Here is a 12,816-nt window from a genome sequence, read left to right on the forward strand (position 1 = left end):
GGTCCGGCGCGGAGAACCAGTACCTATGCGTTCTGGGGGAAGCCGAGGTTGAGTCCGCCGTGGCTGGGGTCGAGCCAGCGGGTGGTGACGACCTTGCCACGGGTGAAGAAGTGGACGCCTTCGGTGCCGTGGGCGTGGCTGTCGCCGAAGAGGGAGTTCTTCCAGCCGCCGAAGGAGTAGTACGCCATGGGGACGGGGATGGGGACGTTGATGCCGACCATGCCGACCTCGACCTCGTTCTGGAACCGTCGGGCGGCGCCGCCGTCGTTGGTGAAGATGGCGGTGCCGTTGCCGAACTGGCTCGAGTTCACCAGTTCCAGGGCCTCGTCGTAGGAGTCGACGCGGATGACGGAGAGGACGGGTCCGAAGATTTCGTCGGTGTACACGCTCATGTCGGTGGTGACGTGGTCGATCAGGGTCGGTCCGAGCCAGAACCCGTCTGCACCGCCGTTTGCCTGCACGGTGCGCCCGTCGACGACGATGGTGGCCCCGTCGTTTTCGCCGGCGTCGATGTAGGAGGCGACCTTGTCGCGGTGCACCTTGGTCACCAGCGGTCCCATGTCGGAATCCTGGGTGCCGTCGCCGATCTTCAACGTGTCGGTGCGGTCCTTGATCTTGGCGACAAGTTCGTCGGCGATGTCGCCGACCGCGACCAGGGCACTGATGGCCATGCAGCGTTCGCCGGCGGACCCGAAGCCGGCGTTGACCATGGCGTCGGCGGCGAGGTCGAGGTCGGCGTCCGGCAGGACGATGGCGTGGTTCTTCGCCCCACCCAATGCTTGGACGCGTTTGCCGTGGGCGGTGCCGGTGGCGTAGACGTACTGGGCGATGGGGGTGGAGCCGACGAAGCTGATGGCCTTGATCGCGGGGTGGGTGAGGAGTTCGTCGACGGCGGTCTTGTCGCCCTGCAGCACGTTGAACACCCCGGCCGGGAGTCCGGCTTCGGCCCAGAGTTCGGCCATCCAGATCGCGGCGGTCGGGTCCTTCTCGGACGGCTTCAACACCACGGTGTTGCCGGCGGCGATGGCGATGGGGAAGAACCACATCGGGACCATGGCGGGGAAGTTGAACGGGGAGATGACCCCGACCGGGCCGACGGGTTGGCGGAGGGAGGAGACGTCGATGTTGGTGGAGGCGTTTTCGGTCATGCCGCCTTTGAGCAGGTGGGCGATGCCGCAGGCGAATTCGACGACTTCCTGGCCGCGGCTGACTTCGCCGAGGGCGTCGGAGACGACCTTGCCGTGCTCGGCGGTGATGATCTCGGCGAGTTCGCCCTTGCGGGCGTTGAGCAGTTCCCGGAATGTGAAGATCACCTGGGTGCGCTTGGCGAGGGAGGTGTCGCGCCAGGCGGGGAACGCGGCGGCGGCGGCGTCGATGACGGCGCGGGCGTCCTCGACGCTGGCGAGGGCGACCTGACCGGTCACGGCACCGGTCGCCGGGTTCGTCACCGGGGCGGTGTTGCCGCTCGTACCGGCGAATCCCTTGCCGTCGGACCAGTGTGCGATCTCGCGAGTGATGTTGGTGCTCATGTGTTGTCCTTTCACCGCGTGCGCGCGATGTAATCCTTCATGGTCTTCAGTTGGTAGCGGGAGACGTCGTGAGCGTTCTCGTCTTCGGCGAAAACGCTCGACACCATCACCGTGTCGGGTTTGTCGTAGAAGCCGAGTTCGCCGAGCCCGCCGAAGAACTCGTCCCAGTCGAGGTCGCCGTCGCCGATCTTGAGGTGCTGGTGCACACGCACCGGGTTGCCGGGCGGGTTGGTGATGTACCGCAGTCCGTGGGAGCGGTGGTGATCCATCGTGTCCGCGACGTGGACGAGCCGCAGCATGTCGCCGGCCGCGCGCATGATCTCGAGCATCCAGGCGCCCATGTGGTACGAGTGGCACGCGACGTACACCAGTCCGAAGTTCTTCGAGTTGATGCCGCGGATCATCCGGATGGCGTCCAGACCGTTCTCCACGAAATCGTCGGGGTGCGGGTCGATGCGAACGTCGATGCCTTCACGCTCGATGATGGGGACGAGTTCCTCCATCGACCGGTAGAAGGCGCGCTCCGATTCCTCGGCCTTCTCCGGGCGGCCGCTGAACTCGGTGTTCATCACGTTCACACCGAGGTCGACGGTGATCTGAATGGCGCGCTTCCAGTACCGCACCGCCGCCTCGCGGGCGTCTTCGTCGGGGCCCGACCACCGCAGGACCGGCAACACGGAGGCGATTCCGACGCCCGCATCGCTGCAGGACTTGCGGAACTGCCGAACCAGCTCGTCGTCGGCCTTCGGGTGGTTGAAGAACGGGATCATGTCGCGATGAGGGGTGAGCTGTAGGTGTTCGAAGCCGAGTTCGGCAACCACCGCCGGCAATTCGAGGAGGGAGTAGTCGTGGTGGAAGGGGGTGGGGTCGAGTGCAATCTTCATCGTGTTCATGCCCCCGGAATGGAGGAACGGTCGACCATGTCGACGGCCACGCGCTCGCCGGTCTCGAGCGACTGCACGCCGGCAGCGCACACGGCGGCGGCGGCGTAGCCGTCCCACGCACCCGGTCCGTCGATGTAGTTGCCGGTCTCCGCGCCCGTGCGGGCGGCGTTGACCCAGCGCTGGATCTCGACGTCGTACGCCTGGCCGAAGCGTTCCTTGAACGACGGGGTGATCTCCCCGCCCGACATACCTGCGCCCGAGCGGCCATTGCCCGCGCCGGTGCCGTACTTGCGGACGAGTCCGACATCGAGACCGATGAACGCCGAACCCTTCTCGGCGACGATCTCGGTGCGCACCTCGTACGCGACACCTGTGGTCACGAAGACCTCGACGTCGACGTGGCGACCGGATTCGGTGCTGAAGAACGCGATCTGCGGATCCTGCAGTCCCTCGGGTGCACCCGGGTTCGCGGCGGGGCGGAGGATCTGTACCGAGGTTATCTCCTCGTCGAACAGGAATCGGGTGACGTCCACCTCGTGGACCAGCGAGTCCTTGACGATCATCGAGCTGTCGAAGCTCGGCGGCACGGCGGGGTTGCGGTGCACGCAGTGGGCGAGAAGCACCTGCCCGAACACACCATCGTCGATGAGCGACTTCAGCTGCTCGTACTCGTGGTCGAAACGTCGCATGAAGCCGACCTGGATCAGCTTCTTACCGAGCTCGGCTTCGCGCTTGACGATCTCGAGGGACGTGGCGACGTCGGTGGTCAGCGGCTTCTCACACATCACCGGCTTGCCGTGCTCGAGGCAGGCGAGAAGCTGCTTCTCGTGCGTCGGGCCGGGGGTGGCCAGGACGACGGCGTCGACACCCGGGTCGGCGATCGCGTCGAGCGGGTCGCCGATCACCCGGCAGCCGGGGATCCCGGCCGCGATCTGCTCGGCCTTCTCGACGAAGTAGTCGTTGACGACGGCGACGGTGGCGCCCTTGATGCGTTCGGTGATGCGTGCGACGTGGTCGGCACCCATCATTCCGACACCCAGGACGGCGATGCGCAGGTCGTTGCTTCCGGACATAGCTGACTAGCTCCTGACGTGATCGGTTAGACGAACTTGACGGACGGGATCCCGCAGGACCCCAGGTACTTACGGGTGCGCTGGGCGATCGGCAGCGGAACGTCCACAGCGCAGGGGTAGAGATCCTGCTCGACGATCGCGAACACGTCGATGTCGAGCTTCTCGATTGCGGCGAGCAGCGGCGGCAGGTCGGGGATGCCGAGCGGCGGCTCGATCATCGCGCCGAGCTTGACGGCCTCGCCGAACGGCAGGTCCTCGGCCTCGACCTTGGCGCGGACCTCGGGATCGACCTGCTTGAGGTGCAGGTAGCCGATCCGCTCGGGAGCGCGCTCGATGATCGCGAGGTTGTCGCCGCCGCAGTAGCTGATGTGGCCGGTGTCGAGGCACAAGTTCACGTACTCACTGTCGGTGCCGTCGAGGAAGCGGTACACATTCTCCTCGGTGTCGACGTGGCTGTCCGCGTGCGGGTGGTACTGCGCCTTCACGCCGTACTGCTCGAACATCTTCTTGCCCAGCTCGTTCATGCCGCCGGTCTTCTTCTTCCACTGCTCCGCAGTGAGATTGCGGTCCTCGAGCACCTCGCCGCTGCTCGGGTCGCGCCACATCTCCGGGATCACGACCACATGCTTGCCGCCGGCGGCGGCGGTCAGCTTCGCGACGTCCTCGATCTGGGTCCACACGGCATCCCAGGAGTCGTCCTGGTGCAGGTGCTCGAACACGGTGCCGGCCGACAGTTTCAGATTGTGGGCCGCGAGTTCGTCACGGAGCTGCTGCGGATCGGTCGGCAGGTAGCCGTACGGGCCCAGCTCGATCCACTCGTAACCGGACGCGGACACCTCGTCGAGGAACCGCCCGTACGGGGTCTGCTGCGGGTCTTCGGGGAACCAGACACCCCAGGAGTCGGGGGCGGATCCGACGCGAATAACGCTCATCGGGAAATCCTTTCGAAAGTTCTACTGAGGGAGAGTTAGTTGCCGGACGGGCGCAGGAACGGACGCTGGATCTTCTTCCACTGCGCGTACGTCTCGTAGGCGGCCCGGGTGGAGTCGAGGGTGCTGGTCGAGCTGACCGGCACGTCCCACCAGGATTCGCTGTCCGGGGCCGCGATTCGCGGGTCCGTCTCGACGTGGATGACGGTGGTGTTGTCGCTGGCCTTCGCCACCTTGACGGCGTCGGTGAACTCGGCGGCCGTGTTCGCGCGGATCACGTCGGCGCCGAGGCTCGCGGCGTTGGCCGCCAGGTCGACGGGCAGGATGTCGCCGTCGAGCCGGCCGGAGTCGCCGCGGTAGCGGTAGTCGGTGCCGAACCGCTGCGAGCCGAGCGACTCCGACAGCGATCCGATGGACGCGAAGCCGTGGTTCTGCACGAGGACCACGATGACCTTGACGTTCTCCTGCACGGCCGTGACGAGTTCGGTGGCCATCATCAGGTACGAGCCGTCGCCGACCATGATGAACACGTCGCGGTCGGGGCAGGCCATCTTGGCGCCGATGCCGCCGGCGATCTCGTAGCCCATGCACGAGAACCCGTACTCGACGTGGTAGCCCTTGGAGTCGCGGGTACGCCACAGCTTGTGCAGGTCGCCGGGCATGGAGCCGGCGGCGCACACGACGACGTCCCGCGGATCCGACAGCGTGTTGGCGAGACCGATGACCTGGTTCTGGTTCAAGCCGAGCGAGTCGTCGTCGATCTTGTAGACCGCGTCGACCGTGGACTCCCAGTGGTCCGCGAGTTCGGTTGTACGCGAGCGGTACTCGCCGGAAACCTGGTAGTCGCGCAGTGCCACGGCGAGTGCCTCGAGCGCCTCGCGGGCGTCTGCGACGACGCTGACGCCGCCTTGCTTCACCGAGTCGATCGACGCGACGTTGATGTTGACGAACCGCACGTCGGGGTTGTTGAACGCGGTCCGCGACGCCGTGGTGAAGTCGCTGTAGCGGGTGCCGATGCCGATGATCACATCGGCCTCGGTGGCGAGCGCGTTGGCCGCCGTGGTGCCGGTCGAGCCGATCGCGCCGACCGACTGCGGGTGGTCGTAGGGCAGTGAACCCTTGCCGGCCTGACTCTGACCGACCGGAATTCCGGTCGCCTCGGCGAACGAGGCCAGTGTCTCGGTGGCGCCCGAGTAGATCAGGCCACCGCCCGCGACGATCAGCGGCTTCTTCGCCGTCCGGATCACGTCCGCGGCCCGCTCGATCACCGACTTCTCGGGGAGCGGCCGGGCCAGGTGCCACGTGCGCTCCGCGAACAGCGACTCCGGCCAGTCGAAAGCCTCCGCCTGCACGTCCTGCGGAATGGCGACGGTGGCCGCACCCGTCTCGACGGGGTCGGTCAGCACGCGCATCGCGCCGAGCAGCGCCGAAGGCAACTGCTCCGGCCGCCACACCCGGTCGAAGTAGCGCGACAGCGGTTTGAACGCGTCGTTGACGGTGACGTCGCCGCTCGAGGGCAGTTCGAGTTCCTGCAGCACCGGTGCGCTCGCGCGGGTGGCGAACGTGTCGGCGGGCAGGAGCAGGACGGGCAGCCGGTTGATGGTGGCGAGCGCCGCGCCGGTCAGCATGTTGGTCGAGCCGGGGCCGACGCTGGCCGACACCGCCCACGTCTGCAGGCGATCCTTCTGGCGTGCGTACGCGACCGCGCTGTGCACCATCGCCTGCTCGTTACGCCCGAGGACGTACGGCAGTTCGGATTCGCTCCCGGCTTCGACCGCGTCGATCTCGGCCTGCAGCAGTGCCTGACCGAGTCCGGCGACGTTGCCGTGGCCGAAGATGCCGAAGCATCCGGCGAAGAACTTGGTGCGTTCGCCGTCCCGCTCGACGTACTGGTTGGCGAGGAATCGGATGGTTGCCTGAGCCACCGTGAGGTGGACGGTGCCCTCGGCGTTGGGGTTCTTGCTCGCCGACATCGGCGCGGTGGACACCACGGTCATGCTCCTTCGGACGGTGCGTGGAGGGGGAGGCGGGGATCGACGGTCTGGTGTTCCCAGCTGCCGCGCAGCCAGGTGTGGGCCGGGTCGTCGCAGATGTTCCAGGCGCGGTCTTCGCCGGGCCCGGCCATGACGTTCAGGTAGTACATGTGATGTCCGGGGGCGGCGATCGACGGTCCGTGATAGCCGTGCGGCACGAGCACCACATCACCGGAGCGCACCTCCTCGAGCACCTCGATGGGCCGCTCGGGAGTGCCGTACACGCGATGGTAGCCGAATCCGGTTCCGCCGAAATCCACTGCGGTGGAATTTGCTTCGGCGATTTCGAAGTAGTAGATCTCCTCGAGCTGCGACTCGACGTCGCGGTTCTCGTCGTGCTTGTGGCTCGGGTACGACGACCAGTTGCCGCCGGGAGTGACGACCTCGCACGCGATGATCGAATCGGCCTCGAAGCGATCGGCGGTGCCGAAGTTGTGCACCTGGCGGCTGCAGTTGCCCGCGCCGCGCAGTTCGACGGAGATGTCGGCTGCCGGGACGTACCGGAACGGGAACTTCTGCCGCGCGCGGGCCCCGCACAGGGCGAATCGTCCACCGGTCGCGCTCGTCACCGTGTAGGCCGAATCCCGGCCCACGTAGGCGAAGTCGCTCGGTCCGTCGAACACGGATCGCCGCCCGGTGAGGGCGAACTCGGTGCCCTCGCTCGACACCGCCGCGGACCCGGCCAGTGGCACGACGATGATCTCGTCGTCACCGGACGCGAGTTCGGCCGAGCCACCGGGGGCCAGGGTGAGCACCCGCAGACTCGATTCGGTCCAGCCCGCCGATTCGGGGGTGACCTCGAGGTCGAACGGCCCGGTGGCCGCGGAACCGATCGGCACGTAGTACTTGCTGTTCATCGTGGGCCTCTCCGGTGTGCGTCAGTGAACGAGGGATACGGCGGTGTCGACCGCGGCGGCGACGTCCTCGTCCCGCGGGTACAGCAGGGTGCGTCCGACGATCAGGCCGCGGACCGACGGCAGCGCGAGGGCCTTGGCCCAGCTCGCGAACGTTTCCTCGGGGGCTGTCTGCGGGTCTCCGCCGAGCAGTAGCGTCGGAAGCGTCGTCGCGTCCATGACGCGTTCCATCTCGTCGACCACCGGAAGCTTCATCCAGGTGTACGCGGACGTGGAGCCCAGGCCCTGGCTGATATGGATCGACTTGATCACGGCGTCGGCGCCGAGATCGTTCTTGACCTTGCCGTCGACCCGTCGCGACAGGAACGGTTCCACCATGGCCATCAGTCCGGCCTCGGCGAGCGAATCGACCGCCTGGGCGCACGCGGTGAGGGTGGAGAGCGTTCCGGGATCGTTGAGATCGATGCGGCACAGCATCTTTCCGCCGTTCATGCCTGCCTTCGCGGTGCCGGCCGCGGTGTAGCCGGTCATCCGGTCGTCGAGTTCGAAACTGGCGCCGGCCAGGCCGCCGCGGTTCATCGACGAGATGACCACCTTGTCGTCGAGCGCGCCGAGCAGCACCAGATCGTCGAGGATGTCGGCGGTGGCGAGCACACCGTCCACGCCGGGGTTGCGCAGGGCGGTGCGGAGGCGGTCGAGGAGGTCGGTGCGACTGTTCATCGCGGTCGGACGGTCGCCGACCGAGAGCGCGCCGCGGGCGGGATGGTCGGCGGCGACGATCATGAGCCGGCCGTTACCGCGCATCGTGGGCCGGGTGATCCGGGTCGCCCAGGCGCGGTCTATGGCGCCCGGGTCGTTCGCGCGTACGTCGGTGACGTCGGCATACGACGTGCAGGCTGCGCGGTGAGCGAGAGTTTCAGACATTGACAGCCTCCGAAGTGGTGGAATCGGCGAGCGCCCGGACCTCGTCGGCCGTCGGCATCGCGGTGGAGCATTCGAGGCGGGAGGCGACGATCGCCCCCGCGGCGTTGGCGTAGCGCAGGATCTTCTCGAGCGGCCACCCCGCGAGCAGGCCGTGGCACAGCGTGCCGCCGAAGCTGTCGCCGGCACCGAGCCCGTTGACAACCTGGACGTCGTTCGGGGGCACTGTGATGCTCTGGGTGCGTGTCTTCCCGAGGACCCCTTTGGGGCCCTGTTTGACGATGGCCAGTTCGACGCCGAGATCGAGCAGGGCGTCCGCGGCCTTGTGTGCGTTGGTCTCGCCGACCGCGATCTCGCATTCCTCACGGTTGCCGACCGCGACGGTGACGTGCTGGAGGGCCCGCTGCACCTGAGCGGTGGCGTCGGCGGGGGAGGACCAGAACATCGGGCGGTAGTCGAGATCGAGGACGGTGTGGGTGCGGCGTCCGCGGGCCTCCCAGGCTGCGAAATGCGCGCTGCGGCTGGGCTCTTCGGACAGCCCGGTGACGGTCGACCAGTACAGCTTCGCGTCGCGGACCGCGTCGAGATCGATGTCCGCCGGCGTCACCTGCAGGTCCGGGGCGACAGGTTTGCGGTAGAAGTACAGCGGAAAGTCGTCCGGCGGGAAGATCTCACAGAACGTAACGGGAGTCGGGTGCTCGGTGTCGATGCCGACGTAGCGGTTCTCGACGCCGAGGTCGGTGAGTGCCGTGCGGACGAAGCGTCCGAACGGGTCGTTGCCGACGCCCGAGATGAGCGCGCTGCGGCAGCCGAGGCGGGCGGCGGCGACGGTGACGTTGGCCGCGCTTCCGCCGAGGAACTTGCCGAACGTCTCGACGTGTTCGAGTCCGACTCCGGTCTGCAATGGGTAGATGTCCACACCGCAGCGCCCGATGGCGAGGACGTCCAATCCGTTCCGGTTGGTATGCGTCTGGATGGTGGTCAAGGCTGACTCCCGAATAGGTCGTTGTGGGTGGTCTGCGCAGGGCGCCGAGGTCTGATTGAAACTGTGCTCCACCTCACCGACTCCTGTCAAGACTTTGTCCTGACATTATTACTTGAAGTCAATCTGGTGTTAGTGTTCGCATACACTGCCGGAAAGATCGGCGACGGCGACGTCGCCCCGCGCACGAGGATCGGAGTTGTCCGTGGGTGCACCACTCGCAGTCGAGCTCGACAGGTCGAGCCCGGTTCCGCTGTATTTCCAGCTCGCGCAGACGATCGAGAACGCGATCATCGGCGGGGAACTCGCCCCCGGTGACCGCTTCGAGAACGAACTGGCGCTCGCCAAGCGGCTGAACCTGTCGCGCCCCACCACGCGCCGCGCCATCCAGGAGCTCGTCGACAAGGGGCTGCTCGTCCGCAAACGCGGGGTCGGAACCCAGGTGGTGCAGAGCGCGGTGCACCGGCCGGTCGAACTCACCAGCCTCTTCGACGACCTCGCGCGGGCGGGGCAGAGCCCGACCACCAAACTCCTCGACTACCAGGTGGCCGTGCCGGCCGAAGACGTCGCCGCCGAACTCAACCTGCAGCCCGGCGCCGAGGTCGCGTCCATCCGGCGCCTCCGCAGCACCAACGGCGAACCGCTGGCGCTGATGACCAACCACATCCCGGTGGACCTCGCGCCGGATCCCGAGGAACTGGAGGCGCACGGCCTCTACCACGCACTCCGGGCCCGCGGCGTGCACATCCGGCTGGCACGGCAGCGCATCGGCGCGAAAGCGGCGAGCAAGGCGGAGGCGTCGCTGCTCGACGAGAAGACCGGGGCGCCGCTGCTGACGATGAACCGGACCGCGTTCGACGACTCGGGAAGCGCCGTCGAGTTCGGCAGTCACTGCTACCGCGCGTCGCGGTACTACTTCGACACGACCGTTGTCGATCGCTAGAACCGCGCGCGCGACGTCGTTCCCCCGCGGAATGGCCCTGCTGGTGGCAGGTGCCCTGTTCATGGAAATTCTCGACGCCACCATCATCGCGCCCGCCGTCCCGCTGATCGCCGAGTCCTTCGGTGTCGACGCAGTCGACGTCAACATCGCGATCTCCGCCTACCTGGTGACGGTCGCCGTCCTCATTCCCGCGAGCGGGTGGGTGGCCGACCGGTTCGGGACGCGCCGGGTGTTCGTGGCCGCCATCGCCGTGTTCACGCTGGCGTCCATCGGGTGCGCGGCGAGTGTGTCACTGCCGATGCTCGTCGCGATGCGGGTGCTGCAAGGAGTCGGCGGCGCGATGATGGTGCCGGTCGGGCGGCTCGCGGTGCTGCGGTCGAGCACGAAGAGCGACCTCGTCCGCGCGATAGCCCTGCTCACGTGGCCCGCGCTGGCAGCGCCCGTCATCGCGCCCCTGCTCGGCGGTGCGATCGCCACCGTCGGCTCGTGGCGATGGATCTTCGTCATCAACATTCCCATCGGCATTCTCGGAATCCTGCTGTCCCTGAAGCTGGTTCACGGGGTGGGCTCGCGGTCGACGAGCAGGCTGGACTGGCGGGGCCTCCTCGGGGTCGGAACAGGGATCGCGGCAGCCCTGATCGCGCTGGAGAGCATCCGCGTGACGGGCACGGACTGGCGGCGGGTCGCGATCGGGGGAGTGGTCGCGGTCGTTCTGCTGGCGTCCTCGGTGCGCCATCTCGCCCGCACACCCCACCCGCTCGTCGACTTCCGCGTGCTGCGCGTCCGGACGCTACGGACCACCGTCACCGGGGGTTCGCTCTACCGCCTGATCGTCACGGCAGTGCCGTTCCTGCTGCCGCTGCAGTTCCAACTCGGCTTCGGCTGGACGCCGTTCCTCGCGGGTCTGCTCGTCGCGGCGCTGTTCGCCGGCAACATTGCCATCAAGCCCTGTACGACGCCGCTGATGCGGCGCTTCGGGATCAGGCCGATCCTGCTGGTCAACGCCCTGCTGTCCGTCGGCTGCTTCGGGCTCCTCGCCGCCCTGAGTTCGTCGACCCCGATGCCGGTCATCGCGGGGGTCCTGTTCGTGAGCGGAGCCCTGCGCTCGGTCGGATTCACCGCGTACAACAGTCTCGCGTTCTCCGACGTCGATCGTGCCGACCTCACGCACGCGAACACCCTCAACGCCGCCGTGCAGGAACTGGCGGCCGGTCTCGGGATCGCGGTCGCAGCGCTCGCCCTCACCGCGTTCACGCCGTTGGCGACGTCGTCCGAGCACGGATTCGGGTCCGAATATTCCTGGACCTTCGTCCTTTTGGGGCTGCTGATGCTGTGCACGGTGGTCGACACCCTGCGTCTGCCGCGCGACGCCGGGGCAGCGGTCACGCGCTGAGCGCGCCCGCACCCGCCCACGCATCTGCTCGATTTCCGGGCCGTCTGCGGGACACCCGTGTCCGCTCATTTGATATGTGGTCCTAATGTCCAGACAAACTATTGACTTTCGGGTGTGACGCGTATTACATCTAAGGCACACGGCCGAGACGTCACCGGGCCGTTCGTCCCCCCCGAGAGGAAAAGCAGATGAACTTCCCCAACCGGCGTCGCGTGGCGGTACTGGCCTGCGCGAGTGCCCTGGTGATGAGCCTCGCGGCGTGCTCGAGCACCGGAGGCAAGCCGGACAGCAGTGGGTCCGGGATCGGCGCGGGCACCGCCGACACCCCGCGCATCACGATCGCAATGGTCACGCACGCGGCACCGGGCGACACGTTCTGGGACCTGATCCGCACGGGCGCGCAGGACGCCGCGGACAAGGACAACGTGGAACTGAAGTACTCCTCCGATCCGCAGGCCCCCAACCAGGCCAACCTCGTGCAGACGGCCATCGATTCCAAGGTCGACGGACTCGCGCTCACCCTCGCCACCCCCGAGGCGATGGCTCCCGCCGTCAAGAGCGCGCAGGAGGCAGGCATCCCGATCTCCGCGTTCAACGCCGGATACGGAGCCTGGAAGGACATGGGGGCAACCCAGTACTTCGGGCAGGACGAGACCATCGCCGGCCAGGCCGCGGGGAACCGGCTCAACGAGGACGGCGCCAAGCACGTCATCTGCGTCATCCAGCAGCAGGGCCAGATTCAGCTCGAATCCCGTTGCGCCGGCGCCAAGCAGACCTTCCGCGGCACGTTCGAGACACTCAACGTGAACGGGGAGGACATGCCGTCGGTGAACTCGACGATCGCCGCCAAGCTCCAGCAGGACCCGTCCATCGACGGTGTGCTCGCGCTCGGCGCCCCGATCGCCCTGACCGCCGTGCAATCGGTCGGTAACGCGGGCAGCCCGGCCAAGGTCTACACGTTCGACACCAACGCGGCACTCGTCGATGCCATCTCCGACGGCAGCGTGCAGTGGGCCATCGACCAGCAGCCGTACCTCCAGGGCTACCTGGCCATCGATTCGCTGTGGCTCTACCTGAACAACGGCAACGTCATCGGCGGCGGCGGGCCCACGCTGACCGGGCCGTCGTTCATCGACAAGTCCAACATCGACAAGGTCGCCGAGTACGCCAAGGCCGGCACCCGCTGATCGGCGGCCGATCACATGTCAGGGCACACGATCCGGACCCCGGTGGGTCCATCTCATGCACACACCATCACCGTCACCATCGACCCGG

At 67.3% G+C, this 12,816-nt stretch carries 11 protein-coding genes; 3 read left to right on the plus strand and 8 right to left on the minus strand.

Annotated features, from left to right (window positions below):
• Nucleotides 1–23: 23 nt before the first annotated feature.
• Genes HGB39_RS21730 through iolC form a run of 8 tightly spaced genes read right to left on the minus strand, consistent with a single transcriptional unit; the run spans nucleotide 24 to nucleotide 9,208 of the window.
• A complete protein-coding gene (locus tag HGB39_RS21730; RefSeq protein WP_168442939.1) occupies nucleotides 24–1,529 on the minus strand; it encodes a CoA-acylating methylmalonate-semialdehyde dehydrogenase in 1,506 nt (501 codons plus the stop codon).
• 11 nt (nucleotides 1,530–1,540) lie between these two features.
• Nucleotides 1,541–2,413, minus strand: a complete 873-nt coding sequence (locus tag HGB39_RS21735; RefSeq protein WP_005562833.1) for a sugar phosphate isomerase/epimerase family protein — start codon at nucleotides 2,411–2,413, stop codon at nucleotides 1,541–1,543.
• Between the two features lie 5 nt (nucleotides 2,414–2,418).
• Nucleotides 2,419–3,486, minus strand: coding sequence for a Gfo/Idh/MocA family protein (locus tag HGB39_RS21740; RefSeq protein WP_005562834.1), 1,068 nt, complete (start codon nucleotides 3,484–3,486; stop codon nucleotides 2,419–2,421).
• A gap of 26 nt (nucleotides 3,487–3,512) precedes the next feature.
• The gene (locus tag HGB39_RS21745; protein ID WP_005261336.1) at nucleotides 3,513–4,418 is read right to left on the minus strand and encodes a sugar phosphate isomerase/epimerase family protein; all 906 of its coding nucleotides are present in this window, start codon (nucleotides 4,416–4,418) and stop codon (nucleotides 3,513–3,515) included.
• A 35-nt stretch (nucleotides 4,419–4,453) separates the two neighbouring features.
• Nucleotides 4,454–6,412, minus strand: a complete 1,959-nt coding sequence (gene iolD, locus HGB39_RS21750) for a 3D-(3,5/4)-trihydroxycyclohexane-1,2-dione acylhydrolase (decyclizing) (RefSeq protein ID WP_081276552.1) — start codon at nucleotides 6,410–6,412, stop codon at nucleotides 4,454–4,456.
• Nucleotides 6,409–7,305, minus strand: coding sequence for a 5-deoxy-glucuronate isomerase (gene iolB, locus HGB39_RS21755; RefSeq protein ID WP_005562839.1), 897 nt, complete (start codon nucleotides 7,303–7,305; stop codon nucleotides 6,409–6,411). The genes iolD and iolB overlap by 4 nt, the downstream gene beginning before the upstream one ends.
• A 21-nt stretch (nucleotides 7,306–7,326) precedes the next feature.
• Nucleotides 7,327–8,226 (minus strand): Cgl0159 family (beta/alpha)8-fold protein, encoded by a 900-nt coding sequence (locus HGB39_RS21760; RefSeq protein WP_005562841.1) that lies wholly within the window; start codon nucleotides 8,224–8,226, stop codon nucleotides 7,327–7,329.
• Nucleotides 8,219–9,208 carry a 5-dehydro-2-deoxygluconokinase gene (gene iolC, locus HGB39_RS21765; RefSeq protein WP_005562843.1) on the minus strand — a complete coding sequence of 330 codons (990 nt, stop codon included), beginning with the start codon at nucleotides 9,206–9,208 and terminating at the stop codon, nucleotides 8,219–8,221. The genes HGB39_RS21760 and iolC overlap by 8 nt, the downstream gene beginning before the upstream one ends.
• Before the next feature lie 202 nt (nucleotides 9,209–9,410).
• Here iolC and HGB39_RS21770 point away from each other — a divergent pair, with 202 nt between their 5' ends.
• The 3 genes from HGB39_RS21770 to HGB39_RS21780 all read left to right on the plus strand — a co-directional run bounded on the left by HGB39_RS21770 (nucleotide 9,411) and on the right by HGB39_RS21780 (nucleotide 12,728).
• Complete coding sequence (locus tag HGB39_RS21770; protein ID WP_005261331.1) at nucleotides 9,411–10,148, plus strand: GntR family transcriptional regulator; 738 nt, start codon at nucleotides 9,411–9,413, stop codon at nucleotides 10,146–10,148.
• Between the two features lie 31 nt (nucleotides 10,149–10,179).
• A complete protein-coding gene (locus HGB39_RS21775; RefSeq protein ID WP_005562845.1) occupies nucleotides 10,180–11,541 on the plus strand; it encodes an MFS transporter in 1,362 nt (453 codons plus the stop codon).
• Between the two features lie 188 nt (nucleotides 11,542–11,729).
• Nucleotides 11,730–12,728 carry a substrate-binding domain-containing protein gene (locus HGB39_RS21780; RefSeq protein WP_005261329.1) on the plus strand — a complete coding sequence of 333 codons (999 nt, stop codon included), beginning with the start codon at nucleotides 11,730–11,732 and terminating at the stop codon, nucleotides 12,726–12,728.
• Nucleotides 12,729–12,816: the final 88 nt, after the last annotated feature.

This window comes from Rhodococcus opacus (assembly GCF_012396235.1).
In the GTDB taxonomy this organism is placed as follows: domain Bacteria; phylum Actinomycetota; class Actinomycetes; order Mycobacteriales; family Mycobacteriaceae; genus Rhodococcus_F; species Rhodococcus_F opacus.

Coding starts and splice junctions, on each gene's coding strand:
- HGB39_RS21735 (WP_005562833.1), bottom strand. CDS start 2,413: ATGAAGATTGCACTCGACCCCACCCCCTTCCACCACGACTACTCCCTC.
- HGB39_RS21775 (WP_005562845.1), top strand. CDS start 10,180: ATGGCCCTGCTGGTGGCAGGTGCCCTGTTCATGGAAATTCTCGACGCC.
- iolD (WP_081276552.1), bottom strand. CDS start 6,412: ATGACCGTGGTGTCCACCGCGCCGATGTCGGCGAGCAAGAACCCCAAC.
- HGB39_RS21740 (WP_005562834.1), bottom strand. CDS start 3,486: ATGTCCGGAAGCAACGACCTGCGCATCGCCGTCCTGGGTGTCGGAATG.
- HGB39_RS21730 (WP_168442939.1), bottom strand. CDS start 1,529: ATGAGCACCAACATCACTCGCGAGATCGCACACTGGTCCGACGGCAAG.
- HGB39_RS21780 (WP_005261329.1), top strand. CDS start 11,730: ATGAACTTCCCCAACCGGCGTCGCGTGGCGGTACTGGCCTGCGCGAGT.
- iolB (WP_005562839.1), bottom strand. CDS start 7,305: ATGAACAGCAAGTACTACGTGCCGATCGGTTCCGCGGCCACCGGGCCG.
- HGB39_RS21760 (WP_005562841.1), bottom strand. CDS start 8,226: ATGTCTGAAACTCTCGCTCACCGCGCAGCCTGCACGTCGTATGCCGAC.
- HGB39_RS21745 (WP_005261336.1), bottom strand. CDS start 4,418: ATGAGCGTTATTCGCGTCGGATCCGCCCCCGACTCCTGGGGTGTCTGG.